This is a genomic window from Actinoplanes octamycinicus (genome assembly GCF_014205225.1).
GTDB lineage: Bacteria > Actinomycetota > Actinomycetes > Mycobacteriales > Micromonosporaceae > Actinoplanes > Actinoplanes octamycinicus.
In genome coordinates, this window is sequence record NZ_JACHNB010000001.1 from 6,099,359 (window position 1) to 6,124,071 (window position 24,713).

32 protein-coding genes are annotated in these 24,713 nt (G+C 72.7%); 16 read left to right on the top strand and 16 right to left on the bottom strand.

What is annotated here, in order from left to right; all coding sequences use genetic code 11:
• Positions 1-172 precede the first annotated feature (172 nt).
• Positions 173-361, bottom strand: coding sequence for a hypothetical protein (locus tag BJY16_RS26825; protein ID WP_185042335.1), 189 nt, complete (start codon positions 359-361; stop codon positions 173-175).
• Positions 362-646: 285 nt separating this feature from the next.
• Between BJY16_RS26825 and BJY16_RS26830 the strand changes: the two genes are divergently transcribed.
• Together BJY16_RS26830 and BJY16_RS26835 are read left to right on the top strand one after the other, a co-directional pair.
• Complete coding sequence (locus BJY16_RS26830; RefSeq protein WP_185042336.1) at positions 647-2,053, top strand: hypothetical protein; 1,407 nt, start codon at positions 647-649, stop codon at positions 2,051-2,053.
• A gap of 47 nt (positions 2,054-2,100) precedes the next feature.
• Positions 2,101-2,550 carry a DUF4870 domain-containing protein gene (locus BJY16_RS26835; RefSeq protein ID WP_185042337.1) on the top strand — a complete coding sequence of 150 codons (450 nt, stop codon included), beginning with the start codon at positions 2,101-2,103 and terminating at the stop codon, positions 2,548-2,550.
• Between the two features lie 84 nt (positions 2,551-2,634).
• On the opposite strand, the gene BJY16_RS26840 is transcribed toward BJY16_RS26835, so the two are convergent.
• Both BJY16_RS26840 and BJY16_RS26845 read right to left on the bottom strand, forming a co-directional pair.
• Positions 2,635-3,558 (bottom strand): RNA polymerase sigma-70 factor, encoded by a 924-nt coding sequence (locus BJY16_RS26840; protein WP_185042338.1) that lies wholly within the window; start codon positions 3,556-3,558, stop codon positions 2,635-2,637.
• A gap of 5 nt (positions 3,559-3,563) precedes the next feature.
• Positions 3,564-4,508 carry an NAD-dependent epimerase/dehydratase family protein gene (locus BJY16_RS26845; protein ID WP_185042339.1) on the bottom strand — a complete coding sequence of 315 codons (945 nt, stop codon included), beginning with the start codon at positions 4,506-4,508 and terminating at the stop codon, positions 3,564-3,566.
• 115 nt (positions 4,509-4,623) lie between these two features.
• On the opposite strand from BJY16_RS26845, the gene BJY16_RS26850 reads away from it, so the two are divergent.
• Complete coding sequence (locus tag BJY16_RS26850; RefSeq protein WP_185042340.1) at positions 4,624-5,007, top strand: nuclear transport factor 2 family protein; 384 nt, start codon at positions 4,624-4,626, stop codon at positions 5,005-5,007.
• A gap of 49 nt (positions 5,008-5,056) precedes the next feature.
• Here BJY16_RS26850 and BJY16_RS26855 read toward each other — a convergent pair whose 3' ends face one another.
• From BJY16_RS26855 to BJY16_RS26865, 3 genes are read right to left on the bottom strand one after another with little or no spacing between them, the layout of a single operon-like run.
• Positions 5,057-5,350: a hypothetical protein gene (locus BJY16_RS26855; RefSeq protein ID WP_185042341.1), complete on the bottom strand. Its 294-nt coding sequence runs from the start codon at positions 5,348-5,350 to the stop codon at positions 5,057-5,059.
• A 49-nt stretch (positions 5,351-5,399) separates the two neighbouring features.
• Positions 5,400-5,870, bottom strand: coding sequence for a DUF3618 domain-containing protein (locus BJY16_RS48580; RefSeq protein ID WP_185042342.1), 471 nt, complete (start codon positions 5,868-5,870; stop codon positions 5,400-5,402).
• A complete protein-coding gene (locus BJY16_RS26865; RefSeq protein ID WP_185042343.1) occupies positions 5,867-6,298 on the bottom strand; it encodes a phage holin family protein in 432 nt (143 codons plus the stop codon). Before BJY16_RS26865 ends, BJY16_RS48580 begins: the two co-directional genes overlap by 4 nt.
• A 339-nt stretch (positions 6,299-6,637) precedes the next feature.
• Here BJY16_RS26865 and BJY16_RS26870 point away from each other — a divergent pair, with 339 nt between their 5' ends.
• The 4 genes from BJY16_RS26870 (at position 6,638) to BJY16_RS26885 (ending at position 8,518) form a co-directional block, all read left to right on the top strand.
• Positions 6,638-7,063, top strand: coding sequence for an ATP-binding protein (locus BJY16_RS26870; protein WP_185042344.1), 426 nt, complete (start codon positions 6,638-6,640; stop codon positions 7,061-7,063).
• Positions 7,060-7,377, top strand: coding sequence for an STAS domain-containing protein (locus BJY16_RS26875; RefSeq protein WP_185042345.1), 318 nt, complete (start codon positions 7,060-7,062; stop codon positions 7,375-7,377). Before BJY16_RS26870 ends, BJY16_RS26875 begins: the two co-directional genes overlap by 4 nt.
• Positions 7,374-8,000 (top strand): nucleotidyltransferase domain-containing protein, encoded by a 627-nt coding sequence (locus BJY16_RS26880; RefSeq protein ID WP_203759119.1) that lies wholly within the window; start codon positions 7,374-7,376, stop codon positions 7,998-8,000. The genes BJY16_RS26875 and BJY16_RS26880 overlap by 4 nt, the downstream gene beginning before the upstream one ends.
• Positions 8,001-8,143: 143 nt before the next feature.
• Complete coding sequence (locus BJY16_RS26885; protein WP_203759120.1) at positions 8,144-8,518, top strand: TetR/AcrR family transcriptional regulator; 375 nt, start codon at positions 8,144-8,146, stop codon at positions 8,516-8,518.
• 164 nt (positions 8,519-8,682) lie between these two features.
• On the opposite strand, the gene BJY16_RS49000 is transcribed toward BJY16_RS26885, so the two are convergent.
• Both BJY16_RS49000 and BJY16_RS26895 read right to left on the bottom strand, forming a co-directional pair.
• On the bottom strand, positions 8,683-8,802 hold the full coding sequence (locus tag BJY16_RS49000; RefSeq protein WP_185046687.1) for an SHOCT domain-containing protein: 120 nt from the start codon (positions 8,800-8,802) through the stop codon (positions 8,683-8,685).
• 78 nt (positions 8,803-8,880) lie between these two features.
• Positions 8,881-9,264: a hypothetical protein gene (locus tag BJY16_RS26895; RefSeq protein WP_185042346.1), complete on the bottom strand. Its 384-nt coding sequence runs from the start codon at positions 9,262-9,264 to the stop codon at positions 8,881-8,883.
• A 533-nt stretch (positions 9,265-9,797) separates the two neighbouring features.
• On the opposite strand from BJY16_RS26895, the gene BJY16_RS46565 reads away from it, so the two are divergent.
• Positions 9,798-10,043: a hypothetical protein gene (locus BJY16_RS46565; RefSeq protein ID WP_203759122.1), complete on the top strand. Its 246-nt coding sequence runs from the start codon at positions 9,798-9,800 to the stop codon at positions 10,041-10,043.
• Positions 10,044-10,055: 12 nt separating this feature from the next.
• Here the strand turns inward: BJY16_RS46565 and merT are convergent, their stop codons facing one another.
• From merT to BJY16_RS26915, 3 genes are read right to left on the bottom strand one after another with little or no spacing between them, the layout of a single operon-like run.
• On the bottom strand, positions 10,056-10,340 hold the full coding sequence (gene merT, locus BJY16_RS26905; protein ID WP_185042347.1) for a mercuric ion transporter MerT: 285 nt from the start codon (positions 10,338-10,340) through the stop codon (positions 10,056-10,058).
• A complete protein-coding gene (locus BJY16_RS26910) occupies positions 10,324-10,764 on the bottom strand; it encodes a MerR family transcriptional regulator (RefSeq protein WP_185042348.1) in 441 nt (146 codons plus the stop codon). The genes merT and BJY16_RS26910 overlap by 17 nt, the downstream gene beginning before the upstream one ends.
• Positions 10,761-11,063: a hypothetical protein gene (locus BJY16_RS26915; RefSeq protein WP_185042349.1), complete on the bottom strand. Its 303-nt coding sequence runs from the start codon at positions 11,061-11,063 to the stop codon at positions 10,761-10,763. Before BJY16_RS26915 ends, BJY16_RS26910 begins: the two co-directional genes overlap by 4 nt.
• A 228-nt stretch (positions 11,064-11,291) precedes the next feature.
• Between BJY16_RS26915 and BJY16_RS26920 the strand changes: the two genes are divergently transcribed.
• Complete coding sequence (locus BJY16_RS26920) at positions 11,292-11,987, top strand: SGNH/GDSL hydrolase family protein (protein ID WP_239177703.1); 696 nt, start codon at positions 11,292-11,294, stop codon at positions 11,985-11,987.
• Positions 11,988-12,086: 99 nt separating this feature from the next.
• On the opposite strand, the gene BJY16_RS26925 is transcribed toward BJY16_RS26920, so the two are convergent.
• The 3 genes from BJY16_RS26925 to BJY16_RS26935 all read right to left on the bottom strand — a co-directional run bounded on the left by BJY16_RS26925 (position 12,087) and on the right by BJY16_RS26935 (position 15,950).
• Positions 12,087-13,286 (bottom strand): glycoside hydrolase family 113 protein, encoded by a 1,200-nt coding sequence (locus BJY16_RS26925; protein ID WP_203759123.1) that lies wholly within the window; start codon positions 13,284-13,286, stop codon positions 12,087-12,089.
• Between the two features lie 97 nt (positions 13,287-13,383).
• The gene (locus BJY16_RS26930) at positions 13,384-15,210 is read right to left on the bottom strand and encodes a hypothetical protein (RefSeq protein ID WP_185042350.1); all 1,827 of its coding nucleotides are present in this window, start codon (positions 15,208-15,210) and stop codon (positions 13,384-13,386) included.
• Positions 15,211-15,254: 44 nt separating this feature from the next.
• Complete coding sequence (locus tag BJY16_RS26935) at positions 15,255-15,950, bottom strand: hypothetical protein (RefSeq protein WP_185042351.1); 696 nt, start codon at positions 15,948-15,950, stop codon at positions 15,255-15,257.
• 277 nt (positions 15,951-16,227) lie between these two features.
• On the opposite strand from BJY16_RS26935, the gene BJY16_RS26940 reads away from it, so the two are divergent.
• Genes BJY16_RS26940 through argF form a run of 4 tightly spaced genes read left to right on the top strand, consistent with a single transcriptional unit; the run spans position 16,228 to position 20,864 of the window.
• Positions 16,228-17,628 carry an APC family permease gene (locus tag BJY16_RS26940; protein ID WP_185042352.1) on the top strand — a complete coding sequence of 467 codons (1,401 nt, stop codon included), beginning with the start codon at positions 16,228-16,230 and terminating at the stop codon, positions 17,626-17,628.
• 16 nt (positions 17,629-17,644) lie between these two features.
• Complete coding sequence (locus tag BJY16_RS26945; protein ID WP_185042353.1) at positions 17,645-18,622, top strand: carbamate kinase; 978 nt, start codon at positions 17,645-17,647, stop codon at positions 18,620-18,622.
• Between the two features lie 5 nt (positions 18,623-18,627).
• A complete protein-coding gene (locus BJY16_RS26950) occupies positions 18,628-19,848 on the top strand; it encodes an arginine deiminase (protein WP_185042354.1) in 1,221 nt (406 codons plus the stop codon).
• Positions 19,849-19,862: 14 nt separating this feature from the next.
• A complete protein-coding gene (argF, locus tag BJY16_RS26955) occupies positions 19,863-20,864 on the top strand; it encodes an ornithine carbamoyltransferase (protein ID WP_185042355.1) in 1,002 nt (333 codons plus the stop codon).
• A 202-nt stretch (positions 20,865-21,066) separates the two neighbouring features.
• Here argF and BJY16_RS26960 read toward each other — a convergent pair whose 3' ends face one another.
• Positions 21,067-21,720 carry a TetR/AcrR family transcriptional regulator C-terminal domain-containing protein gene (locus BJY16_RS26960; RefSeq protein WP_185042356.1) on the bottom strand — a complete coding sequence of 218 codons (654 nt, stop codon included), beginning with the start codon at positions 21,718-21,720 and terminating at the stop codon, positions 21,067-21,069.
• Between the two features lie 63 nt (positions 21,721-21,783).
• Here BJY16_RS26960 and BJY16_RS26965 point away from each other — a divergent pair, with 63 nt between their 5' ends.
• Genes BJY16_RS26965 through BJY16_RS26975 form a run of 3 tightly spaced genes read left to right on the top strand, consistent with a single transcriptional unit; the run spans position 21,784 to position 23,998 of the window.
• Complete coding sequence (locus tag BJY16_RS26965) at positions 21,784-22,542, top strand: alpha/beta fold hydrolase (RefSeq protein WP_185042357.1); 759 nt, start codon at positions 21,784-21,786, stop codon at positions 22,540-22,542.
• A gap of 17 nt (positions 22,543-22,559) precedes the next feature.
• Positions 22,560-22,904, top strand: coding sequence for a hypothetical protein (locus tag BJY16_RS26970; RefSeq protein WP_185042358.1), 345 nt, complete (start codon positions 22,560-22,562; stop codon positions 22,902-22,904).
• An 8-nt stretch (positions 22,905-22,912) separates the two neighbouring features.
• On the top strand, positions 22,913-23,998 hold the full coding sequence (locus BJY16_RS26975; protein WP_185042359.1) for a glycosyltransferase: 1,086 nt from the start codon (positions 22,913-22,915) through the stop codon (positions 23,996-23,998).
• Here the strand turns inward: BJY16_RS26975 and BJY16_RS26980 are convergent.
• Positions 23,995-24,711 (bottom strand): FkbM family methyltransferase, encoded by a 717-nt coding sequence (locus tag BJY16_RS26980; RefSeq protein WP_185042360.1) that lies wholly within the window; start codon positions 24,709-24,711, stop codon positions 23,995-23,997. The two genes, BJY16_RS26975 and BJY16_RS26980, sit on opposite strands and share 4 nt — an antisense overlap.
• Positions 24,712-24,713: the final 2 nt, after the last annotated feature.

The following is a 24,713-nucleotide window of genomic DNA, read 5'->3' on the forward strand; positions in this document are numbered from 1 at the left end:
ACCTCGCAAGTCGCGACGAACCTCAGGCGTTGATCGATGTCGCCGCGGCCGACCGGCCGGGTCATCCGGTGCGAGGCCCGCGGCTCGCAAGACGAGGTGCTGTCCCTGGCCGCCGGTGCACCACCCGGGACCCTCACCGCGCCGGAGCGAGCCGGGCCGGGTCCCGCCCGGGCTAGTTTGCTCTCGACATGGCGTTCCAGATCCCGAGGCCGGCTGCCAGGGCGCCGGCGAAGGCCGCGCCGCTTATTGCGATTATCTGCCGCAGGGAAGCACCGTCAGCCTGACAGACCCAACCGGCGGTCAGCCCGACCAGTATCGCGAATTGAAGAAGATTGGCAAGAATCAGCGTGCGCGTCAGCATGCGCCTACTAGATACCCGCGGTATCGCTGGCCGCCAGGCGTAGTCGCTCAAATGGGGGCACGCGGCTCCCTGTCACTTCAAAGCTATGTCGGCCTGGCCGCATCTGCAATTCCCCGAAAGGTGACAAGTTGAAGTCTGTGCGACCGGCTCTGATACGTTTTCCAGTTGTTTCGGGGTCTCCTTGGCCCGGCTGATGGCGCACCCGGATCCGCCGGTATCCCCATTCATCAGCGTGCGAATGAATGGGGTTCGTAAGCGCAGGCATAGCCGTGGAACAATGCCTCGGTGATCGGGTTGCTTGAGCGGCGGCTGCGCCGTGCCTTCCGTGCCGGTGCCGCGCTGGATCTGGATGGGGCGGCTGTCCGGGCCGACCTGCTGAGCGCGCTGCTGGTCGGCGGCGACCGTGCGGTGCCCGGCCGGACCGCCCGGCTCGACCTGAGCGGGGCCCGGATCACCGGGCGGCTGGACCTGACCGGCGCGCGGATCGACAGCCCGGTCCGGCTGCGCCGGTGCGTCTTCGACGAGGTGCCGCTGCTCGATCACGCCGAACTGGCCCAGCTCAACCTGGACGGCAGCGAACTGCCCGGCATCGAGGCGGACGGGCTCCGGGTGACCGGTGATCTGGGCCTGCGCGACGCCACCGTGACCGGTGACCTGTGGCTGCTGCCGGCCCGCGTCGGCGGCAGCGTCGAACTCGACCGCAGCACCGTGGCCGGCACCGTCTACCTGCAGCGTTCCGAGGTCGGCGGCCACCTGCGCCTGGTCGGTGCCACCATCGACGGGGAGCTGCGGCTGAACAGCACCCGGCTGGGCGGTGACCTCGACCTCGGCGACGCCCGGATCGGCGGGCTGTTCGCCGCCGGCCTCCAGACCGGCGGCAGCGTGATGGCCCACCGGCTGCGCGCCACCGGGCCGGTCAACCTGATCGGCGCGCAGGTCGCCGGGACGATCGCCGTGGTCGGCAGCACGCTGACCGGCCCGGCGCCGGACGGGCACGCGCTGCTGCTGATCGAGGCGCGGACCGGCCTGCTGACCCTGCGCCCCGGGCCCGGCTCGGCCGGCACGATCAGCCTGCGGGACGCCCGCGTCGGCCGGCTCGCCGACGACCCGGCCGGCTGGCCGGCCGGCTGCCCGGTGGAGCTGGACGGGCTCACGTACGAACGACTCACCCGCCGCTCGGAGGACGTGTCCGAGTGGACCGTCTCGCAGCGGCTGGCCTGGATGACCCGGCACGCCACCGGCTTCGCGCCCGGCCCGTACGACCAACTGGCCGCCGCCCTGCGCCGGGATGGGCGCGAGCAGGACGCCCGGCAGGCCCTGGTGGTCCGTGAGCGGCTGCGGCACCGGGCGATGGGCCGGCTCGGCGCGGTGTGGGGCGCGCTGCAGGACGCCACGATCGGATTCGGTTACCGCCCGGGCCGGGCGCTGCTCTGGCTGCTCACCGTGGTCACCGCGAGCACCGCCTGGTTTGCCTGGTCGGGCCCGCTGCAGCCGGTCAAGCCGGGGGAGTCGCCCACCTGGGACCCGTTCCTGTACAGCCTCGACGTGCTGGTTCCGCTGGTCAGCATCGGTCACGACCAGGCCTGGGATCCGGTCGGCGCGGACAAGGCGGTGACCGTGGCGGTGATGGCGGCCGGCTGGATCCTGGCCACCACCGTGATCGCCGGCGTGGGTCGCTCGCTGCGCCGCTGAACCTGTCGAGCGGGCTTCCGCTGTGGACGGTCCGCTACCGTGAGGCGATGGGCCAGCCGTGGGATCCGTCCGTTGCCGCCGTCCCCGACGACACCGTCCCCGATGACATCGTTCCGGTTCGCCGGATGCATCCACGGGTCGAGCGCGCCCTGGTGCAGCTCGTCCACTGGGGCGGCGTTCTCGGCCTGCTCGCCGGCGCGCTGTTCGGCTGGGTGGTGCCGCTGATCGTGCTGGTCGCGGCGGGCCGGCGGTCGGCGGTGGTGCGCGCGCACGCGGCGTCCGCGTTCAACTTCTTTCTGACCTGGGCGCTGGTGACCGTGCTCGTCGGTGTCGTCTCGTTCTACACCAACAAGGAGCCGGAGCTGGTTCCGTACATCATGGTGTGGATCCCGTTGTTGATCGCGATACCCCACCTGATCCTCTCGCTGCGCGACGACGAGCACCGCTACCCGGGCGCGATCCCCTTCGTGGGCTGGCCGGCCGCCCGGCGACCATGATCCGGCAGCGAACCGGGTGCTGCCTGCCCGGTCCGGGCACGCCGGGGTGCCGGCCGACGATCTTTTGCGGTACGCGGTGCCGGCTCACCCCTCCGGCCCGGATCGGCGGGCCCGGCGGGTGCGCAGGCCCAGGTCACTCACCTCGCCGAGGTGGCGGAGCTTGTCCGGGTTGACGACCGAGTGGATCGCCCGGATCCGGCCGTCGGCGATGTCCAGCGCGAGGACGCCGACCAGCCGGTCACGGGCGTCCCGGGCGAGGGCGCCCGGCTGACCGTTGACCTCGACCAACTCCAGGCGTACCTCGAAGCGGGCCAGCGCCGCGAGGCCGGCGCCCATGGTCCGGGCCACCCGCTCGCGGCCGGTGACCGGCCGGCCCAGCGCGGGCACCCGGCCACCGCCGTCGCCGTGCAACGTCACGTCGCGGGTCAGCAGCGCCTCCAGCGCGGCGAGGTCGCCCCGGCCGGCCGCGGCGAAGAAGCCGCGCGCCAGTTCGTCGCGCTGCTGCCGGGTGGCGTGCCGGCGGGGCCGCCGGTCGCGCAGGTGGGCGCGGGCCCGGGCGACCAGGTGCCGGGCGCCGTCCACGTCGCTGCCGACGATCTCGGCGACCTCCGGGTACGGATAGTCGAACACCTCGCGCAGCAGGAACGCCGCCCGCTGCGCCGGGGACAGGCTCTCCAACAGGACCAGGAAGGCCAGCGACAGCGAGTCGGCGGTCTCCGCCCGGTCGGCCGGGCCGGGGCCGGTGACCAGCGGCTCCGGCAGCCACTCGCCGACGTAGCGTTCCCGGCGGGCCCGCGCCGAGCGGAGCTGGTCGATCGCCAGCCGGGTGACCAGCGTGGCGAGGTAGGCCCGCGGCGAGGCGATCCGCTCGTCGCGCCGCAGGCTCTGATGCGCCCGCAGGAACGCCTCCTGCACCACGTCCTCGGCCTCGCTGACGCTGCCCAGCATCCGGTAGGCGATCGCGAACGCCCGGGGACGCAACTCGTCGTACAGCTCCGTGATGGTCATCCGGGTCAGCGCAGTCCCTCGGCGAAGCCGGTGCGCCAGCTCGGGTACCGCGGCGTCCAGCCCAGCTCGCGCTTGACCCGCTCGCTGGAGATCCCCGGCGCCCGGGTCATCAGGTCGACCGGACCGCCCCCGGCGAGCAGGCGGACCAGCCAGGCCGGGAACCGCCGCGGCGGGCGGGCGCCGAGGGCCCGGGCCAGCTCGGGCAGCCAGACGCCGACCGGCGCCGGATCGTCGTCGGCGACGTGGTAGATGCCGGGCCGGCCCCGCTCGACGCAGGCGACCGTGGCCGCGGCGGCATCGGCGATGTGCACCAGCGACCACACTCCCGTCCCGCCGCCGACGACCGGGAATCTCCGGGACCGGATCAGCTGCGCCAGCGTGGCGTCCGGCGCGTCCTCCAGGCCGGTCCCCGGACCGTAGAAGCCACCGTAACGAATCGCGATGCCGTCGGCCCAGTCGATGCCGGTCACCGCCGTCTCCAGGTGCCGGAGCGCGGCGACCGACTCGGCGGCGTCGGCCGGCGGGCGCGGTTCCAGCCGGCCGCGCTCGTCGGCGATCCGGGCGCCGGAGCGCTCCATCCAGGACCCGTTGCTCTGCGCCACGAACCGGCGGACCCCGGCGGCCCGGGCGGCGGCCAGCAGGTGGTCGGTCCCCTCGGTGCGCAGCCGATTGGTGGCCGCCGCCATCCGCTTGGCGTGCCGGAAGTCCGGCGGCGTGTTCAGCGCGGTGAGCTGGTGGACGATCACCTCGGGCGCGGCCTTGGCGACGGCGTCGGCGACCGCTTCCGGGTCGAGCGCGTCGAGCACCACTGGTTCGGCGCCGAGCGCCCGCAGCGAGCCGGTCCTGGCCGGCGAGCGGGTGGTGCCGACGACCTCGTGGCCGCGCGCCACCAGCTGCGCGGTCAGGGGCTTGCCGATCGCGCCGGACGCCCCGGCGATGAAGATCTTCATGACGTCTCCCTCGGTGGGTGGTGAAAGGAAGACGGGACAGCCGGGCCGGCCATGACCGGCGGTAACCCAGGTCACACCACGAAAACTGTCGGTGGGCGTCGGTAGGGTGCCGCGCATGGATGAGACGGCGGGGACACGGCGGGTCGCGACGGACTATGTGGAGTGCCTGGAGCGCCGGGATTGGGCCGGACTCACGGCGCTGCTGGCCGAGGATGTGGTCTACGACATGCCGCAGACCCGGGAGCGGATCCGGGGGAGGGCGGCGTTCGTCCAGTTCAACGCGGAGTATCCGGGGGACTGGCACCTGCGGGTGCGGCGGTTGGTGGCCGACGGGCGGTTCGCGGCGGTCTGGCTTGATGTGCGGGTCGGCGACGACCGGCTGGACGCGTGCGTCTGGGTCGATGTGGACGAGCGCGGCCGGGTGGAGCGGATCACCGACTACTGGCCGGAGAGCTACGACCCGCCGGCCGGCCGGGACCACCTCGTCGAGCGGTGGTGACACGAGTCGGCCCCGCCCACGGTGCGGGCGGGGCCGACTCGACTGTCGATCAGACCGGCAGGTTGCTGCCGGTGACCGGCGCCGGGGTGCGACTGGTCTCCACCGGGCGGCTGGTGCTGTTGCCGGCGGTGGTGCTGCTGTTCGTGGTGGTGCCCAGTTTCGAGCTTGCCGTGGCGACGCCGGACTCGACCATGGTCTTGGCCTTCTCCTTCGCCCGGACCACGCTCGGGTTGGCGGCGAGCTTGCGGCTCGTGGCGGCGATCTCCTCGTACTTCTCACGGCCGGCGCGGGTACCGAGGACATAGCCCACGGCGAAGCCGGCGGCCAGCTTGAGCATGCGCATCTGGTGAGACTCCCCTCTCGAAGGTGAACGGTTGTCAGGTCAGGTCGGGTCAGGCCCGGCGCCCGCGGACGACCAGGATGGTTCCGGCGATGGCCAGCGCGCCGGCGATCGCGAGGTCGGCCGCCGGCAGCGCGCGACGCACCCGGGGGTGGTTGCTCGCCTCGGCGAGCTGCTGTTTCGCGCCGGCCACCTTGTCGCTGGCGGTGCTGGTGGCCTGGGTGACCTTGTCGGTCGCGGTGCTGGTGGCTTGGGCGACCTTGTCGCTGGCGGCGCTGGTGGCCTGGGTGACTTTGTCGCTGGCGGCGCTGGTGGCCTGGGCGACCTTGTCGGTGGCGGCGCTGGTCGCCTGGACGACGCGTTCCTTGGCGGCTTCGACGTCGGCGCGGATCCGGCGCTGGGCGCGGCCCTTCACGTCGGTCTTCGCGGCGAGGGCCTCCACCGTCTCGCCGAGGTCCGCGCGGGTCTGCTCGATCTCGGCGCGCAGCTGGTCGGGATCGGGGGTGGTCTTCGGGTCGCTCATGCGTGCCGTCCTCGGTGGGCTGCGTTCTTGATGGTCTGCACGTCGGCTTCCACTCCGGCGATCGCGTCGGAGGGCACCGGCGGGGTAGCGGTCGCCAGCTTCTTCTTGCCGAGCAGCGCGGCGACTCCGGCCGCGGCGAACACGACGAGCATCACGACCAGCAGGGCCAGCCACAGCGGCCAGGCCAGGGAGAGCAGGGCCACGGCCAGCGCCAGGAACAGGCCGAGCCCGTACAGGCCCAGCACCGCGGCGCCGCCGAACAGGCCGCCGCCGACACCGGCGCGCTTGCCCTTCTCGGCCAGCTCCAGTTTGGCCAGGGTCAGCTCGTCGCGCACCAGCGTGGAGATCTGCGCGGCCGCCTGGCTGACCAGGTCCGCTGTCGACGCGGCGCCGGCCGGCCCGGGGGTGGGGGATGAATTCGCCGTCACGGGGGTGCACCTCCTTACCTCTTTTTCAGGTGGTGCCCGCCGCCCGGACCGGCGAAACCGGGTCCGCCCGATGTCCGCCGCGGGTGTCCCGCCGACACCTCTCCCGTCACGGAGAGTGAGTGCCGCTGGAGCTGCGTATGCTCAGCGGACCCGCTGGACATACCTGCTGCGACGTTCGCTCTGCGCGCACGACCGACTACTCAAAGTTGCGTCGATTTGCATGGCGTTTCGCGTGTGCGGGAACATTCCGTGGGTGGCCGCTGAGGCCGCGTCGCGCGGTCCCCGGACGGCGTGCTGATCACGGGTATCGGTGGTGGGAGCGGAGGCGGTGGCTGCTCGATGAGTACTTTGACGGCGCATTTCGATCTGCCGTTGGACAGCACGGCGCCCCGATGGGCGCGCAGCGCGGTGACGGCGGTGCTCGGCGGGTGGGGTCTGCGGGACCAGGAGTGGCTGGACGACGCGGCGGCGGTGGTCAGCGAACTGGTCACCAACGCGGTCCGGCACGGCGGTGGCGCGGTGGTGGTGGACGTGGAGGCCTACGGGCGGCAGGTGACCGTCTCGGTGGCCGACGGCTCCTCGGTGGTGCCGCGGCGGCGCGAGCCGGACGGCACCGGGGGCCTGGGGCTGCGGATCATCGAGTCGCTGACCACGCGGTGGTTCGTGCAGTCGTACGAGGGCGGCAAGCGGGTGCGCGCCGAGCTGCCGTTGTCTCCCGGCCCCGGGGTGCCCCCGGGCGGGACGAGCCGAGAGGAGCCGGCATGAAGATCGTGCGTCATGACGACCTGGAGGTCACGCGTCTAGTCCTGGCCGGCGACCTGGACATGGCGACCACCGAGGAACTGGACGCCGGCGTCGCCGCGGTCCTGGCCGGGACGCTTCCCGGCCGGTTGGTCATCGACGTGGGCGAACTGGAGTTCTGCGACTCCTCCGGCCTGCACGCGCTGCTCGACGCCCAGGAGAAGGCCCAGCGCCGCGGCGTGTCGTTCATGGTGGCCAACCCGACCGGGATCACCCGCCGGACCCTGGAGGTCACCGGCCTGCTGGAGGTGCTGACCACGCCGAGCACGGTGCCGTGACCGGCCCGCTGTCCGAGGCCGAGCTGGCCGCGCTGGAAGCGCGCTGGGCGGACTGCTGGACGCCGGACGAGGTCGCGCGCCGGCTGGCCGGGGTGGCCACGCCGTGGTACATCGCGGCCGGCTGGGCCCTGGACCTGTTCCGCGGCGAGCAGTCCCGCCACCACCACGACATCGAGATCGGCGTGCCGCGCGGCGGGTTCCCGGAGATCCGGGACCGCTTCGCCGGGCTCGCCCTCGACGCGGTCGGCTCGTCGCGGATCTGGGAGTCACCCACCCGGGAGCGGCTCGACGCCACCTGGCAGACCTGGTTGCGCGAGCCCGCGACCGGCCGCTACCTGCTGGAGGTCTTCCGCGAGCCGCACGACGGTGACGTGTGGATCTGCCGCAGAGACGAGACCATCCGATTTCGGTACGCCGAGGTGATCCGCCGTACCGCGGCGCGGATCCCGTACCTCAGACCGGAATTGGTCCTGCTCTTCAAGGCCAAGAACCGGCGCCCGAAGGACGAGGCGGACTTCGCCGGCGTGCTCCCGCTGCTGGACCGTGCCCAGCGGGAGACGCTCGCCGAGCTGCTCGACCGGGTGCATCCGGGCCACGCCTGGCTGGCGCCCCTCCGGGCATGACCCCGACCCGGCTCGGCGTCGCGGTGCTCACCTGACGGTGGCCCTGGAGGCCGGCCGGTCGCATCTGCGGACCCGATGGCAGGCGTGGATCCATCAGCTGTGACCATGGTTGTGGAGACGTCTCCGGGTGGTGGGAGCAACGCATGGTTCGGTCGGACGCCCGCCGGAATCGGGCCGGCATCCTGGTGGCCGCCCGGGAGGCTCTCACCGAGGACGACAACGCGTCGATGAACCAGATCGCGCAGCGGGCCGGGGTCGGGCACGGCGCGCTCTACCGGAACTATCCGTCGCGCGAGGTGCTGATTCTGGACATCTACGCCGAGGAGATCGACACGCTGGCCGGCGTGGTGCCCGAGCTGCTCGCCACGCTGTCGCCGGTGGAGGCGCTGCGGCGCTGGACCCTCGACCTGGTCGCCGCGATGCGCAAGAACCACTCTCTCGGCGTGGCCCTGAGCCCGGACGCGCACCGGTCGATCACCGAGCAGAGCTACGGCCCGGTGATCGCGGTGATCATCTAGCTCCTGAAGGCCGGCAAGGCCGACGGCAGCATCCGCGCGGACGCTGAGCCGGGTGACTTTCTGCAGCTCACCGAGGCGCTGTGGCGGGCCGCCCCGGACCGCTCGGAGCCGATCCTGACCCTGATCCTGGACGGCCTCGCCGCCCCGGGTCGCAGCCGCTGAGGTCAGAGGCGTTCGAGCAGCTGCGCCTTCTTCCGCGCGAATTCCTCGTCGGTGAGGATGCCGGCGTCACGCAGCGAGGCGAGCTTGGTGAGCTGCTCGACGACATCCGGTTGAGCCGTGATCGCGGCCGGCGTCGGCGCGGGCGCCCCGAACTTGCTTTCGCTGGATCACTGACGAGGCGAGGTCAAGGATCTTCTCGGTCACACCGGCGCGGGCTCGGCGGGCGTGGGAGTGACGGTGACGACCTGCCGGCTCTCGAGCAGGACCGAGAAGACCAGGAACAGCTTCTCCGGCAGCTCGATGACGGACTGATTGCCGTCGGCCCAGTCCACGCGGACCGTGCGCGGGGGTTTCATGGCGGCCCCGAGGCCGGCGCCGACCGCCTTGCCGAGCATCCCGGGCAGGGCGGCCTTCGCGGCGGCCTGACCGACGGCGCCGGCGAGACCTTCGCTGCTCGGCAGTTCCTCCCACTTCAGGACGGTCTCGGTGGTCAGCTTGAACCGCTTGAACGGGTTGATCGGGTGGGGGATGGAGAGTCCCTTGTGGTCGGAATCGACGCTGCAGTCCGCCAGATGGCCGCCCACTACACGTCCCTGATTAGACAGCCCCATGAATGCCACTCGTGAACCGTAGATCAACTTCTCGGGGCCCCGCAATTGTCGTACGTATGAATGCGCCTAGCTCGATAAGCCAGAATCGGTGACAAGTGGAGATGTCTCCGCTTGCTCGTGCTGAAGCGGAGCGGTTTCCGTTGGCGTGGGGGCTGGCTGACGTCCTGCTTACCGGCGGCTCTGGCTACATCGGCAGTTGGTGCGTGCTGGTGCTGCTCAGCGCCGGGTTATCGGTGCGTACGACGGTGCGGGCCCGGCTCGCGAGCCGTGGGTGCGGGCGATGCTGCGGCGCGGCGGTGCGGACGCCCGGGGCGGAGCTCCAGGTGGTGCGGGCCGACCTGAGCGGCGACGACGGGAGGCGGTCGCCGGGTGCGAGGCGGTGCTGCACGTCGCGTCGCCGACGCCGACCCGGCAGCCGCGCACCGACGACGGGATGATGACCGAGCCGGCCGCGGCTGGGGAGCGGTTCATCGCGACCCGCCGGGCACAGCCTGTGGCAGCGCGACGTGGCCGCGATCCCGCGCGAGCGGCTCGGGGAACGGGCCGCCAAGGTGCCGACCCGCGAGATGCCGATGCTGGTGGCGCGGGCCCTGACCCGGGTCGACCCGGAGATGCGGGGACTGCGGATGCTGCTGGGCCGCAACCTCGACGCGACCTCGGCGAAGGCGGAACGCGTGCTCGGTTGGAAGGCCCGCTCGATCGAGGACACCATCGTGGATACGGCGGAAAGTTTGCTCGGCCTCCCGGAATGACGAGATCGCTCGTCACCGTGCCGCGCAGGCGCAGGCACCGCCCGAGCAGCCGGTCCGGTGCCGGCGTCGCGACGCCCACCACCAGGCGCCCGCCGCCGTCGCGGTGAGCGCGACGGCGACACCCGGCAGCCATGAGCCGGCCGCGGCCCAGCCCGCGCCGGACAGGACCCCGGCCGCGAGCAGCGCCGGGATCGCGCAGCAGGCGGCGCAGGCGAGGCCGGCCAGCCCGGTCAGCCCGGTCAGCCCGGCCAGCCCGGACGGCAACAGGCGGCGGGCGTGGTCAGCGAGGGTCGGCATCGGGTGCTCCCACGGCGATGGTCGCGAACGGGATCGGGCAGCACGGCCGGCCGGCGCAGGTGACCAGGTCGTCGCAGCCGGCGTCGACGGCCTGCCGCAGCGTCGAGGCGATCACCTGCAGGTCAGCGATCTTCGCCTCCACCTCGGTGAGCTTGGCCCTGGCCCGCTCCTGAAGCCCGGCGTCCCGGCGGCCGTGCCGGTGACCGCCGCTGGTGAGCAGGTCGGCGACCTCGTCCAGGGTGAACCCGAGCCGCTGCGCCGCCTTGATCACCCGCAGCACGGTGACCGCCTCCGGCGGGTAGAGCCGGTGCCCGCCGAGGCTGCGTTCCGGCTCGGCGAGCAGGCCCCGCCGCTCGTAATAGCGCAGCGTCTGCAGGTTGACGCCGGCCGCGTCGGCGACCTGGCCGCTGCGCAGCCCGCTCACGACCGCACCCGGCCGGCGGCCCGCTGCTGCAGTGCGTCCAGGATCTCGGCCTGCGCGCCGGGAACCTCGATCTGCACGCACAGTGCGTCGTCGCTCGCCTGGAAGCGGAAGGTGAATGAGCAGCACTCGCTCTCCCGGGCGGTTAAATCTCGGACGGTCGCCTCGGATGCCGGGTCCAGGTCCCAGCACAGGGTGGTGGGCGACAGGCGCCGCTGGCCGAGCAGCGCGGTCGCGAACAGATCGTCGAATTCGGCCAGCCGCGACGGCCGGTCGGCGGTGGGCAGGGTGCAGAGGTCCATGCCCTGACGGTAAGCCTGTACCCAGGTACCGGATGCAAGCCCGCTCAGGCATCCGGATCGAGGAGGCAGCCGCGCCGACCGGCCGGCCCCGATGGAATCGCCCGCCGGGGTCGATGCGAAATATCTGCCCACGTGGCAACCTCGGTATCTGTGCTTGGACCTGCCCCGGATCGTCGCCGCGGAGGCGTTCCCGCCCGCCGGCCGGGCGCCCGCCTCGCTGCCCGCCCGTTGCTCGTCCGGCGGGCCGCGCTCGCGGTGGTGCTGGCCCTGACCGGCTGCGCGGGCCCGATCCGGGCCGAGCGGGACAGCCCGGTGGTGGTCACGCTGGGCGATTCGGTGCCGGCCGGCACCAACTGCTCCTGTACGCCGTTCCCCGACCTGTACGCCCGGATGCTCTCGCCGCGCGCCCGGTCGGTGAACCTGGCCCAGTCCGGCTTCACCACCGCCGACGTGCAGGAGCAGCTCGGCCGCGGCGGGGTCCGGGACAGCGTGCGCGCGGCCAGCGTGGTGCTGGTGATGGCGGGTGCCAACGACATGGCCGCGGCGTTCGACGAGGGCGACGATTTCGGTACGGCCGCGCAGCGGGTGGGCGACGCGATGGCGTCGATCGTCGCCGCCGTGCGCCGGGAGCACGGTTCGCCGGTCACCGTTCTGGTCCTCGGCTACTGGAACGTGGTGAAGGACGGCGCGGTCGGGCTCGAAGCGTACGGCGCGGACGGCCTGCGGACGGCGAAGCAGGCGACGAGTTACGACAACGACGCGCTGCGGCAGGCCGCCGAGCAGGCCGGGGCCACCTATCTGACCACGTCGCCGCTGTTCACCGCCGACCCGACCGCGCTGCTCGCCGACGACGGCGACCACCCGAACGCGGCCGGCCACCAGGCCATCGCCCGGATGCTCTACGGCGTCGACCCACACCCGTAGGCTCTCCCACTTCGTCGAGTCTGCTTTCCGGCACGCTCTACTTCGTCGCGGTCGCTTTCCGGCTCGCTTTGCTTTTTCGCGGCTGCTTGCCGGCACGCTTCACTTCTTCGCGGCTGCTTTCTTGTACGCCGCCGCCAGCGTGTGGAACGCCTCCTTCGCCGTCCAGTGCCAGTCGGAAGTGGGGTCGCCGGGCCGGTCCCGGATCGGTTTGACGATCCCGTAGCTGGCCATGTCCAGGTCGTAGCGCGGCTCGCGGCGATGCTCGGCCTCCGGGGTGACGAAGGTGAAGGCCAGCGCCGAGTAGAGGTTCAGCGACTCGAACGCGGCGAGGACGCTCGCCAGGTAGTCGGCCTGGGTTCGCTCGCTGCGTACCAGGTCGCCCTTGATCTCCGGCGGCTCCTTGGTGTAGTCGACGACGTTCCACGCCATGCCACCCTGCTCCGGCGCGCCGCGGAACGTGCAGCAACCGAACTCCATGATCGCCAGCGGCTTGCCGGGCCGGACGTGGCGCCGGATGTCGCGCACGTAGTCGGCGTGCCGCCGGAAGTATCCGTAGTAGTCGAGCCCGACGATGTCGAACAGATCCCAGTCGACGTCCTCGTCCTCCGCCGCCGCGTAGGTCAGCCGGCCGTGGAAGACCGACCGGCCGACGGCGGCCGCGCGCGCGGTGAACCGGCGCAGCTCACGGACCATCCGGTCCGGATCGAAGGTGCCGTTCAGCAGGTTCTCGATCCGCTCCAGCACCGTGTCGCCGGGCACGATCCCCGGCACGAACAGCATGAACTCACAACCGACGCTGAGATGGACGGCCGCTCCTTGGCGGCGCAGCCGCTCAGCGGACCGACCGGTCTCGGCGAGGTGGTCGAGAATCTCCGCGGGCGGCCGGTCGCCGAGGGTCGGCTCCAGCCAGACGTGCAGCCCGCGCTCCACCGCCTCGGTCGCGGTGGCGGTGAGCTCCTCGACACCCGAGCCGGTGACCTTGACCGAGCTGGCGTGCAGGTCGTGCCGGATGGCCCGCATGTCGTGCCGCACCCGCCGCCGGCTCCAGCCCTCGCCGACCTCGTAGACCACCCCGCGCAGCGCCAGCCCTCGCCGCGCCGCATTTGCTTTGCTATCAGCGGCCCCGACACTCGCTCCAGCACCGGTGGCCGCCGCAGCCGCCCCGGCACCGGTCGCCGCCTCCGTGCCGGCCGCGGCACCGGCCGCCGTCGCGCTCGCCGCGGCGCCGGTCGCCGGCAGCAGCAGCCCGCCGCCCGCCGCCGCGGCCAGCCCGAGGAACTCCGCTCGCGTGATACCCATGTGACGCCTCCCTTTTCCGGATGCGTCCAGGCTCGTGCACCGGCTGGGCAGCGGCGACTGTCGATCGTCTAGGCGGTGCCGACCAAGGTATATGTCGCTAGAGACCGCAGGCGGTGGCCACCGCGTGGGCGTCCGCCGGATCGCCGTGGCGGACCAGGGCCGCCGCGAAGCAGCGGCCGATCCGCAGTGCCGGCTGCTCGCCGGACGCGGTCTCCAACAGGGTGTGGAGAGTGGTGAAGTCGCCGATCTCGGCCGCCGCCGCGGCGAGCCAGGCGGCCCACCGGGCGCCGGTCACCGGCTCCGGGAAGCGGCCGAGCAGCCCCGCGGCGGTGGCCCGGCCGGCCGGACCGAGGCGGACGGCCAGCGTGGTGCCAGCCGGTGGCCAGTCGCTCGACCGCGCCACGACCGTCTCGAAGAACTCGGCGAACAGGTCCGGGTCGCGGTCGGGGAGGTCGGCCTCGGCGGCCACCGCGATCAGCCGCCGCGCGATGGGCAGCCGCACGCCCGGCGCCATCGCCGCGGCCCTGCTCAGGACGGCCGTCGCCTCGCCCGCCCGATCGATCGCGAGCAGCCCGGCCGCCACGCCGGCGTCAACCTGCAGCCGCAGGCTGGCCCGCAGCCTCGGGCGCAGCGCCGCCGCGCGCGAACCGATGATCTCGGTGCGCAGCGCCGGGTCGGCCACCACGAGCATGCGGTGCAGGGTGGCGGTGACATGATCGCCCAGCTCCTGGGGCAGGACCCCCGGGCTCTCCAGCACGTCGAGCAGGGCGCGCAGGCGCTGCCCGGTGGCCTCCTCGGGATGGTCGCCGAGCCAGCTCATGATCTCCCCGGCCAGCTCGGCCGGGCCGAACCACGCGGTGCGGCGGGCGCCCATCTTGGCCGCCTCGGCCAGCGCGTCGTCGACCCGGCCGGCACTGAGCAGCACCCGGGCGAACCGGCGCTGATGGATCGCCTGCTGGTGCCGCTCGCGGCTCGCTTTCGGACAGCGGCGGAATGCGGACACCACGGCCGGCGCCTCCGGCCCGTCGGTGACCACCTCCGCCACGGCGACGATGGCCTGCTGCCGGGCGGTCGGCTCCAGCCGCGCCGCCAGCTCCAACGCCTCCGTCGCCCGCCCGGCCTCGGCGAGCGCCCGGGCCAGCGGCACCGCCTCGAACAGCGCGAACTCGTCGTCCAGCGCACCGCACCGCCGGTCGATCTCGGCCAGCCCCAGCGGCCCGAGCAAAGCGGCGGCGCCGGCCAGGCAGGTGCGATCGTTCAGGCGTGGGCGGTGGCCCTCAGCCCCGGCCTCAGTCCCGGCCCCAGCCTCAGTCCCGGCCCCGGTCGGAGTCCTGGCCCCGGCCTCAGTCCCGGCCCAGGCCCCGGCCTCAGTATCGGCCTCCGCATCAGCCCCGGCTCCGGACCCGCCCACAGCCCCGCCCTCAGCCAGGATGCCGGCCCAGAGGTCCAGGCGCTCCGGCTCGCCGCGATGCGCCTCGGCCAGCCCGGCCAGGACCCTGGAGATGCGGTAGGCCCGATAGTTGCGATACGCCATAGGCGGCCGATCCTCATACTCCCGGACCACGAGCGCCGCGCGCAGCAGCGCCTCCTCGGTCTCGTCCGACCCGGCGGCCAGCCGGGCGAACGCCGCCGGTACCGGAGACGTCTCCGAGGACACCTCGACCCGGCCGTTGTCGATGGCCGCGGTCACCACGGCTCGCACCTGCTTGCGAGGGAGACGGCTCGCCACCGCCGGCAACGCGTCGGGCACGTCCCGCTCGCCCCGCAACACGGCGACCAGCTGACCGGCGGCGGCCTCCGGATCGCCGCTGTCGAGGAGCGCGCCGGCCCAAGCGACCCGCTCGGCGGCCGACGGCGGCGGCACGTCCCCGGCCGCGAACCGGTCGAGAATCTGGCGGGCCGATCCCAGGAGCGCTGAACTCATGCCGCGGATCGTAACGACGCCCTCCGACAACAATCGGCGCCCGTCTACGACCCGATGGCGATCCGTGCGTCGGTACGGTCGGCGTACCCGTTGATCGTGCTGGCCAGTAGCTGCGCGTCGACGCCCGCGGCCGGCAGCAGGGCCCGGTCGCCGCCGCGGAAGCCGCGCTTGCGCACCAGGTCGGGGCGGGCCAGGCGGAGCGCCACCTGGTGCGCCTTGCGCGGGAAGGCGGCGGGCGCGGTGTCCAGGGCGTCCCAGGGGATGAAGAGATCTCCGTACGGCTGCCGGTCGGTGATGCCGGCCGGGGTGAGCCGTACCCCGAAGCGGCCGAGCGCCGCCCGCCAGAGGGCGGCCTGCTGACCGCCGACGAGCGCGATGACGGCCACGGTGAACCACAGTTCCGGCCCCGCTTCGAGGTACCGGATCATCCCGCCCACGATGTGCACGGCGACGAACGTGTAGCCGGCGGCGCCCAGGACCGCACTCGGATTCGCGGGAACGTCGAGGGCGGGCACCTCGGGCCGGGCCACCAGCCACGCGGGCCGGTACCGCTGGCCGGCGACCGCCGCGCCCAGGATGAACGGGACCGCGGGCAGTGCGGCGACCAGGAGGCTGAACCGCAGGGCATGACCATTCCCGGCGGTCTGTCGCAGCACCTGGAGGGCGACCGCGGTGAGCAGCGCCGCGACCAGCACCGCCACCCGCCGCCGAGCCTCCCAGCCGAAGAAGTTGATCATCATGCGCGCAGGGTAACCGGCGGAGCCGCTGCTCACGGCACGGGAGGACCAGCAGCGTGATCGGAATCCCGAGCAGGGGCGGGTCGTACCGGAAACTCTGGCGGATCGGGCCGTCAGTGGCCCGTCAGCCGGCGGCGAAGGTGGAAATTCATCCGCTCCGGACGACGTGAGGCGTCGGATCGACCGTCATCGTCGGTGGTGATTCGGCCCGGTCGGTGACCGCGGCATGTGGTGTCACACGGCCGTCCAGGTGATGTCCCTTCAGCGTTGCGGGGAAGTCATGGCAGATGTCAGAGAAGCACCGTCGAAGCCCGAGGCCACCGCCAGTCTGGGCCTGCCCCAGGCCACCGCGCTGATCCTGGGCAGCATCATCGGGGTCGGCATCTTCAACCTGCCGTACTCCCTGGCCTCCATCGGACCGATCAGCATCGTCGCGATGGTGCTGACCACGCTCGGCGCGGTCGCGCTGGCGATGATGTTCGCGGCGCTGTCCCGGCGGCTTCCCGCCGACGGCGGACCCTATGCGTACGCCCGAGCCGCCTTCGGCAACAGCACCGGTTTCGTGAACGCGTGGTCGTACTGGATCACGGCCTGGGCCGGGAACGCGGCGATCGTCACCGGCTGGGTCTTCTACGTCGAGAAGTTCCTCAACCAGGATCATGTGGCCGGCTGGTCGATCCTGATCGCCCTGGTCGGTCTCTGGATCCCGGCGGCGATCAACCTGAGCGGCGTCAAGAACACCGGCGCCGTCCAGCTGTGGACGTCGATCATCAAGTACGTGCCGCTGGCGCTGATGTCGACGGTCGGCCTGCTCGCGATCAGCTCCGGCAACTTCTCGCCGTGGAACGTCAGCGGCGAGTCGGACCTGCGCGCGATCGGCAGCGCGATGGCGATCTGCCTGTTCAGCTATCTCGGTGTGGAGGCGGCCGCGGTCGCCGCGGCGAAGGTTCGCGACCCGGAACGCAACATCCCCAGGGCCACGCTGCTCGGCACGCTGGGCGCCTCGGTGGTCTACCTGCTCTCGATGGTCGCCGTGTTCGGCACGGTGCCGACCACCGAGCTGGCCAAGGACGAGAACAAGGCGTCGTACTCGGTGGCGGCCGACGCGATGGTCGGCGGCGGCACCTGGGCCGGCAACCTGGTGGCGCTCGCCGTGATCGTTTCCGGGATCGGCGCGCTCAACGGCTGGATCATGATCTGCGCCGAGATGCCGCTGGCCGCCGCGAAGGACGGCCTGTTCCCGGCGGCGTTCGGCCGGATCTCCCGGCGCGGGGTGCCGGCGGTCAGCATCATCGCCTCCACCGTGCTGGGCAGCGTCGCCATGGCGGTGAGCTTCATGGGGACGAGCGGCGCCACCGTCTTCAACACCCTGGTGCTGATGACCGGCATCACCGCCGCGATCCCGTACGCGTTCTCCGCCCTGGCCCAGCTGAAGTGGCGGCTGCGTGACCGCCGTGAGCTGCACACGCCACGCTTCGCCCGGGACGCGACCGTCGCGGTCCTCGCCCTGATCTTCTCCGTCCTGTTCATCTGGTGCTCCCGCAACACGGGTGCGGACAACTGGTACGAGGTCTGGGGCCCGTTCCTGATGGCGGGCGCGGCCATGCTCATCGGCATACCGGTCTACCTGCGCATGCGTACCCGGATGACGGAACCGCCGCCGGTGCCGCCCTACCACTGACCCGGAAAGGATCCCCATGCGCATCGTGATCGCCATCGGCGGCAACGCCCTGCTGGAGCGTGGCCAGAAACCCGACGCCGCGGTCCAGCGGGACAACGCCCGCCGAGCTGTCGAGGCCCTGGCCCCGCTGGCCGCCCGGCACGAGCTGGTCATCACCCACGGCAACGGCCCGCAGGTCGGCATGCTCGCCCTGGAGAGCGCCAACGATCCGGAGCTGGAACGGCCGTACCCGCTGGACGTGCTCGGCGCGCAGACCCAGGGCATGATCGGCTACTGGCTGCTGCAGGGCCTGCAGAACGCGCTGCCCGGGCGGCAGGTCGCGGCGATCGTCAACCAGACCCTGGTCTCGGCCGCCGACCCGGCGTTCGCGTCGCCGACCAAGTTCGTCGGGCAGGTCTACGACGAGGCGACCGCGCACCGGCTGGCCGCCGAGCGGGGCTGGGAGGTGAAACCGGACGGCCCGCACTGGCGCCGGGTCGTCCCGTCGCCGGCGCCCGAGCGGATCGTCGAGACCCGGATCATCCGCCAGCTGCTCTCCTCCGGCGCGGTGGTGGTCTGCGCCGGTGGCGGCGGCGTCCCGGTGATCCGCAACGAGTCGGGCCGGCTGCAGGGTGTCGAGGCGGTCGTCGACAAGGACCTGGCCACCGCGGTCCTGGCCGAGTCGCTCGAAGCGGACGCGCTGCTGCTGCTCACCGACGTGCCCGCGGTGTATCGCGGCTTCGGCACCAGCCACGCCGAACCGCTGTCCCGGGCCACCCCGGCCGCGCTGCGCCGCGAGCCGTTCCCGGCCGGGTCGATGGGGCCGAAGGTGGAGGCCGTCTGCCGGTTCGTGGAGCTGACCGGCGACCTGGCCGCGATCGGGGCGCTCGACGAGGCGGAGCAGATCCTGGCCGGCAAGGCCGGCACGGTCGTGACCCCGGGCGGCGACTACGGCGGCCCGCACGACCTCCAACCCCAGTCCGTTCCCGCCCGCGCGGTCCAACTCACGAGGTGATCGGTATGTCCTTCGGCGTTCACTCCGAGGTCGGCAAGCTCCGCAAGGTCATGGTGCACCGGCCCGGTCTGGAACACACCCGGCTGACCCCGTCGAACGCCGAGGAGCTGCTCTTCGACGACGTGCTCTGGGTCGAGCGGGCCGAGGCCGAGCACGACGCGTTCTGCGAGGTGATGCGCGGCCGCGGCGTCGAGGTGTTCGAAGTGGAGACACTGCTCACCGAGGCGCTCGCCGACCCGGCCGCCAAGCAGTGGGTCGGTGCGCACGTCCTCAACGAGCGCGAGGTCGGCGTCACCGCCGCCGACCGGGCCCGGGAATGGGTCGGCGAGGCCGAACCCGCGCAGGTCGCGGACTTCCTGATCGGCGGGATCACCAAGGCCGACGTGGCCCGCCCGCTCGGGCTGATCTGGGAGGCCGCCTCGTCGACGACGATGCTGCTGCCGCCGCTGCCCAACTTCCTCTTCCAGCGCGACCCGTCCTGCTGGATCTACGACGGCGTCACGCTCAACCCGATGACCAAACCGGCCCGCAAGCCGGAAACCATGATCATGGAAACCGTCTACCGGTTCCATCCGATGTTCGCCGCGGAGAAGTTCCCGATCTGGCTGGGTGGCGCCGACGAGGACTGGGGCCGCGCCCACGTCGAGGGCGGCGACGTGCAGCCGATCGGCAACGGCGCGGTGATGATCGGGATGGGGGAGCGCACCACCCCGCAGGCGGTGCTGTGGATCGCCCGGTCGCTGTTCCGGGCCGGCTCGGCGCGGGTCGTGCTGGCCGTGCTGCTGCCGAAGTCCCGCAGCTACATGCACCTGGACACGGTGATCACCATGTGCGACCGCGACGTGGTCACCGCCTTCCCCCAGGTCGTCGACGGCGCCCGGATCTGGACCGTCCGGCCCGGCGACAACGCCGACGACCTGGTCGTCGAGGAGGCACACGGCTCGCTGCCCAAGCTGATGGGCGAGGTGCTCGGCGTCGGCGCGATGCGGGTCATCGAGACCGGCGGCGGCAGCTTCGGGGCCGAACGCGAGCAGTGGGACGACGGCAACAACGTGGTCGCCCTCGAACCCGGCGTCGTCGTCGGGTACGAGCGCAACACCAGCACCAACGCCGCGCTCCGCAAGGCCGGCATCGAAGTGCTCCCGATCGCCGGGTTCGAGCTCGGCCGCGGCCGAGGCGGCTCGCACTGCATGACCTGTCCGATCCAGCGCGACCCGGCGTACTGAAACGGAGATTCGCCATGGCGTTCAACCTGCGCAACCGCAGCTTCCTCAAGGAGATCGACTTCGAGCCGCAGGAGTTGCGGCACCTGCTCAAGCTCGCCGAGGCGCTCAAACTGGCCAAGTACGCGGGCACCGAGGTCAAGCACCTCGAAGGCAAGGAGATCGCGCTGATCTTCGAGAAGACCTCGACCCGGACCCGCTCGGCGTTCGAGGTGTCGGCGTTCGACCAGGGCGCGCACGTGACCTACCTGGACCCGTCCGGGTCGCAGCTGGGGCACAAGGAGTCGATCGCCGACACGGCGGCCGTCCTGGGCCGGATGTACGACGCGATCGAGTTCCGCGGCAGCGCCCAGACCGACGTCGAGGAACTCGCCGCGCACGCCGGTGTGCCGGTCTACAACGGGCTGACCAACGAGTGGCATCCGACCCAGATGCTGGCCGACTTCCTGACCATGCACGAGGCGAGCAACAAACCCTACGACGCTCTGACGTACGCCTACCTCGGCGACTGCCGGTTCAACATGGGTCGCTCCCTGCTGGTCATGGGTGCCCTGATGGGCAGCGACGTCCGGCTCGCCGGCCCGGCCGACCTGCATCCGCCGAAGGACGTCGTCCAACTCGCCCAGGAGATCGCCGGACGGACCGGCGCCCGGATCACCATCACCGACAATCCCGGCGAGGCGGTCGACGGCGTCGACTTCGTGCACACCGACGTCTGGGTGTCGATGGGCGAGTCCAAGGACGTCTGGACCGACCGGGTCCGGCAGCTCACGCCGTACCAGGTGAACAGCGAACTGCTGGCCCGGACCGGCAACCCGGTCGCCAAGTTCATGCACTGCCTGCCGGCCTTCCACGACGCCAACACGGTGGTCGGCGCGGAGATCATGGAGCACACCGGCATGACCTCCGGCCTGGAGGTCACCGGTGAGGTCTTCAACTCACCGGCCAGCATTGTCTTCGACCAGGCCGAGAACCGCCTGCACACGATCAAGGCGGTCCTGGTCGCCACCCTCGGCTGACCCGTCCCCGGGTGACCGGCTCGGCCCCGGCCGAGCCGGTCATGCTGGTGGCGGTAGCGTGCCGGCGTATCCTTCGCCACCGGAAGCGGTGGAGGAGCGGTCCTGAGCGAACCACCGGAGCTGTTCCACGTCAGCGATCAAGGACCGTTCGCTGCCCTGGGCCTGGTCATGACCGGATCCGGCCTGGTCCGCCTGTGGGGTTTCACCGCGTAGCCGCCGCGAGGGCGGCCGCGGTGCCGTCCAGGAGCGCGGTCAAACCGTGCTCGAAAGCCTCGTCGGCGTTCGCCCCGGTCTCGCGCAGGGCCACCACCAACGTCGCGTCCGGGTCGTCCAGCAGCGCGCCGAGGGCGGCGAGCGGATCCGCAGGCGGCTCGGCGGGCTCCGGCCGTGGTGACTGCTGCTGCAGCACGCTCCCGTTGATGTAGTGCGTGATCGCGGTGATCGTCCGCAGCGCCAGGGCGGGGCTGAACCCGTGCTCGACCATCGCGGCCAGCTCCTGGTCGAGACGGCGCAGCGTCTCCGGGCCGAGCCGGGCGTTCGCGACGATCCGGGCGCCGTCCCGATGGGCGAGCAGGGCGGCCCGGTAGGCGCGGGCCCGGCGCCGCAGCCAGGCCCGCCAGCCTTCCCCGGGCCGGGGCGGGCCCATGCCCGCGGACAGGACGATCGCGTCCGCGACGCCGTCCAGCAATTCCTGTTTGGTACGCACGTGCCAGTACAGCGCCGGTGACTGCACGCCCAGCTCGGCGGCGAGCCGGCGCACCGTCAGGCCGTCCAGCCCGACCTCGGTGAGCAGGCGGCGAGCCGCGTCGATCAGCACCGGCCGGCTGAGGCCGCCGCTCCGGCCACGTGTCTCCATGCATTGACACCTTAGCGGCGCTAAGGACACACTGGTCTCCTTAGCGGTGCTAAGGGAGGCGTGATGACGACGGTCACCGAGGGCGCCGGCCCGCCGATCCTGATCCTGCACGCGGGGATGAACGACGAGACGGCCTGGCGACGGGTCGCTGCCCGCCTGACGGCACGGTTCCTTGTCGTGCGCGTGAGGCGCCGCCGCTATCGGATGGACCTGGACCCGCCGCCGGGCCTGGCCGCGGAGACGGCCGACGCGGTGGCCGTCGCGCGGACGCTCGGCCGGCCGGCGCTCCTGGTCGGACACTCGTCCGGCGCAGTGGTGGCGCTGGAGGCCCTGCTGGCCGGGCCGGACGCCTTCGCCGGCGCGATCCTCTACGAGCCGCCCGTGGTCGTCGGCGCGCCGCTCGGTGGCGACGCCACCGTCCGGGCCCGCGCCGCCCTGGCGAGCGGCCACCGCCGGCGTGCGATTCAGATCTTCCTGCGTGACGTCGTCGGACTGCCCCGCCTGCCGGCCTGGCTGTCCGCGGTGCTGGTCGCCGCGGTGCCGCGCTGGCGGCGGCTGATCCCGCGCCAGCTCGACGACAACGCCGCCATCGACGCGCTCGGCGACCGGCGCGCCGCGTACGCCGCCATCCGGTGTCCGGTGCTGCTGCTCGGCGGCGAGCGCAGTCCGCGGCACCTGGCCGAGCGGCTGTCCGCGCTGGCCGCGGTCATCCCCGGGGCGGAGCGGGTGACCCTGCCCGGCCAGGGGCACGGCGCCAACCTGCGGGCACCGGCCCGGGTCGCGGGTGTGGTGGCGGCCTTCGCCGACCGGGTGTTCGCCTGACCGGGAAGGAGGCGGGAATGCGGAGCCGATGGTTCGTCGCGGCCCTGCTGCTGACCGCGGTCACCGCTTTTGCCCTGCTGCTGCTTCCGACGGTGGCCGTGCACCGGAGCGGGTCTACGGACCGGGTGGTGAGCCTTGGGGCGGACCAGCCCGCTGTCGCTCCTGTGCTGGCCGCACCGGTGCTGCTGTGTGCCCTGCCGCTGCTGGTGCCTCGCCGTTGTCGTCGTGGCGCGGCCTGGGCGGGCGTCACGGCGCTGACCATTGTCGTGCTTCTCGGCCTGCTCTCGGTCGGACTGTTCTTTGTGCCCGGTGCGATCCTGATGGCGATCGGAGCCGTCCGGCTCGACGACTCGGACTCCTGAGGAGAACCATGCGTATCGTCTTCGTCGCGGCGCCACTGCAAGGGCATCTGCTGCCGCTGGTTCCGCTCGCGGCGGCCTGCCGCGACGCCGGGCACGACGTGGTCCTGGCCGGCGGCGGCTTCCCCGGCGACGTGCTCGGTCTGCGGACCGCCGACATCGGCGCCCGGTTCCATCTGCAGCGGAGCGCCCTGCGGGTGGCCCTGCGCCGGCCCGGCCTGGCCCGCGCCGAGCTGCGCGGCACCGCCGGCCAGGAGATGGTCGGTGAGCTGTTCGGCCGCGCCAACCAGGCGCTGATCGACCCGCTGCTGGCGCTCGCGCGGCGCGAACGACCCGATCTGATCGTCTACGAGTCGCTGAGCGAGGCGGGCGCCGTGGTCGCCGCCCGGCTCGGCGTTCCCTCGGTCCTGCAGGAGGCTTCGCTGTGGCCGGCCACCGAGCTCTTCCGGGCGGTGGCCGGGAGCCGGGCGATGAGAGGGCAGGACGTCCCGGCCCCGGCCCTGACCATCGCCACGACGCCGCCCAGCCTGCGCGGCGCCCCCGCGGCGGACGAGTTCAGCATGCGGCCGGTTCCGTTCTCCGGTGGCGGCGCCGTCCCGGACTGGCTGCTCAGCGCCGGCGACCGGCCCCGCGTGGTGGTCAGCCGCAGCACCCTCACCGGTCCGAACAGCGGCGACCCCGGCCCCGCCGTGATCGCCGCGGCGGCCCAGGTGGACGCCGAGTTCGTGCTGGTCCGGCCGGCGGTCACCGGACACCTGCCGGCGAACGTGCGGACGGTCGACCGGGTGCCGCTCGACCGGGTGCTGCCGTTCGCCGCCGCGTTCGTCCACCACGGCGGCGCCGGCAGCGTGCTGGGCGGCCTGGCCGTGGGCGTGCCGCAGCTGGCCACGCCCGGCGCGGGCGACCGGCGCTACAACGCCGGACTGCTGGCGCGCCGCGGCGCCGGCCTGGCCGTCGAGGCGAAGGCGATCGGCGCGGCCGACCTGACCACGCTGCTCACCGACGGCGCGCTGCGGACCGCGGCTAAGGAGGTCGCCGCGGAGATCGCCGCGATGCCGGCCCCGGCCACCGTGGTGCCCGCGCTCGAAAAGCTCTAGGACGAGCGGAACAGGTAGTTGTTGGTGTGGGGGCAGACCCGCTCGGCCGGCACCCACCCCCGCTGCCACGTGTACATCGTGTAACCCCGCGCCGTCAGCCAGGCGACGACGTCACCGGGGGAGTGGTCGTAACGGGCCGTGTGCCGTTCCTCGATCTCGATGAACATCGCCGGCCGGAACCGCTCCACCGTCCGCGCCGCCCCGTGCAGCACGTGCAGTTCACCGCCCTCCACATCGATCTTCACGAAGTCCAGCCGCTCCAGCCCCGCCTCCGCGACCAGCGCGTCCACCGTGCTGACCTCGACGACCACGTCCTCGTGCCGGACGAACTCCGCGGTGGAGCCCAGCCCCCGGCTCTCCCGGCCGAGGAACGACCTGCTGGTCGCCGGCCCGCTCGCGGTGTAGGGCACCCGCATCGCGGCCCGCCCCGGCTGCGCGCCGAGCGCCACCGCGTGATGCCGGACGTTGCCGCGCCGCCGCGCGCCGAGCACCCGCGACCAGAACGGGTGCCCGAAGCTCAACGGCTCCACGCTGTGCACCAGCCCGGCCGGTCCGACCAGGTCGGACAGCGTCCGGCTGTAGAGGCCGGCCGCCGATCCGACGTCCAGGCACACGTCGCCGGGCCGGACCAGCCCGCCGATCGTGTGCAGCTCGTTGTCCAGGTAGCGGGTGTGCCGCGACAGGGTGTTCGCCACCGCGTTGAGGATCGTCACGG

What these genes read in the sequence shown, in the direction of transcription:
- BJY16_RS26825 (WP_185042335.1), bottom strand. Translation starts at nt 361, where the DNA reads ATGCTGACGCGCACGCTGATTCTTGCCAATCTTCTTCAATTCGCGATA.
- BJY16_RS26835 (WP_185042337.1), top strand. Translation starts at nt 2,101, where the DNA reads ATGGGCCAGCCGTGGGATCCGTCCGTTGCCGCCGTCCCCGACGACACC.
- BJY16_RS26840 (WP_185042338.1), bottom strand. Translation starts at nt 3,558, where the DNA reads ATGACCATCACGGAGCTGTACGACGAGTTGCGTCCCCGGGCGTTCGCG.
- BJY16_RS26845 (WP_185042339.1), bottom strand. Translation starts at nt 4,508, where the DNA reads ATGAAGATCTTCATCGCCGGGGCGTCCGGCGCGATCGGCAAGCCCCTG.
- BJY16_RS26850 (WP_185042340.1), top strand. Translation starts at nt 4,624, where the DNA reads ATGGATGAGACGGCGGGGACACGGCGGGTCGCGACGGACTATGTGGAG.
- BJY16_RS26855 (WP_185042341.1), bottom strand. Translation starts at nt 5,350, where the DNA reads ATGCGCATGCTCAAGCTGGCCGCCGGCTTCGCCGTGGGCTATGTCCTC.
- BJY16_RS48580 (WP_185042342.1), bottom strand. Translation starts at nt 5,870, where the DNA reads ATGAGCGACCCGAAGACCACCCCCGATCCCGACCAGCTGCGCGCCGAG.
- BJY16_RS26870 (WP_185042344.1), top strand. Translation starts at nt 6,638, where the DNA reads ATGAGTACTTTGACGGCGCATTTCGATCTGCCGTTGGACAGCACGGCG.
- BJY16_RS26875 (WP_185042345.1), top strand. Translation starts at nt 7,060, where the DNA reads ATGAAGATCGTGCGTCATGACGACCTGGAGGTCACGCGTCTAGTCCTG.
- BJY16_RS26885 (WP_203759120.1), top strand. Translation starts at nt 8,144, where the DNA reads ATGGTTCGGTCGGACGCCCGCCGGAATCGGGCCGGCATCCTGGTGGCC.
- merT (WP_185042347.1), bottom strand. Translation starts at nt 10,340, where the DNA reads ATGCCGACCCTCGCTGACCACGCCCGCCGCCTGTTGCCGTCCGGGCTG.
- BJY16_RS26915 (WP_185042349.1), bottom strand. Translation starts at nt 11,063, where the DNA reads ATGGACCTCTGCACCCTGCCCACCGCCGACCGGCCGTCGCGGCTGGCC.
- BJY16_RS26925 (WP_203759123.1), bottom strand. Translation starts at nt 13,286, where the DNA reads ATGGGTATCACGCGAGCGGAGTTCCTCGGGCTGGCCGCGGCGGCGGGC.
- BJY16_RS26930 (WP_185042350.1), bottom strand. Translation starts at nt 15,210, where the DNA reads ATGAGTTCAGCGCTCCTGGGATCGGCCCGCCAGATTCTCGACCGGTTC.
- BJY16_RS26935 (WP_185042351.1), bottom strand. Translation starts at nt 15,950, where the DNA reads ATGATGATCAACTTCTTCGGCTGGGAGGCTCGGCGGCGGGTGGCGGTG.
- BJY16_RS26940 (WP_185042352.1), top strand. Translation starts at nt 16,228, where the DNA reads ATGGCAGATGTCAGAGAAGCACCGTCGAAGCCCGAGGCCACCGCCAGT.
- BJY16_RS26945 (WP_185042353.1), top strand. Translation starts at nt 17,645, where the DNA reads ATGCGCATCGTGATCGCCATCGGCGGCAACGCCCTGCTGGAGCGTGGC.
- BJY16_RS26950 (WP_185042354.1), top strand. Translation starts at nt 18,628, where the DNA reads ATGTCCTTCGGCGTTCACTCCGAGGTCGGCAAGCTCCGCAAGGTCATG.
- argF (WP_185042355.1), top strand. Translation starts at nt 19,863, where the DNA reads ATGGCGTTCAACCTGCGCAACCGCAGCTTCCTCAAGGAGATCGACTTC.
- BJY16_RS26960 (WP_185042356.1), bottom strand. Translation starts at nt 21,720, where the DNA reads ATGGAGACACGTGGCCGGAGCGGCGGCCTCAGCCGGCCGGTGCTGATC.
- BJY16_RS26965 (WP_185042357.1), top strand. Translation starts at nt 21,784, where the DNA reads ATGACGACGGTCACCGAGGGCGCCGGCCCGCCGATCCTGATCCTGCAC.
- BJY16_RS26970 (WP_185042358.1), top strand. Translation starts at nt 22,560, where the DNA reads ATGCGGAGCCGATGGTTCGTCGCGGCCCTGCTGCTGACCGCGGTCACC.
- BJY16_RS26975 (WP_185042359.1), top strand. Translation starts at nt 22,913, where the DNA reads ATGCGTATCGTCTTCGTCGCGGCGCCACTGCAAGGGCATCTGCTGCCG.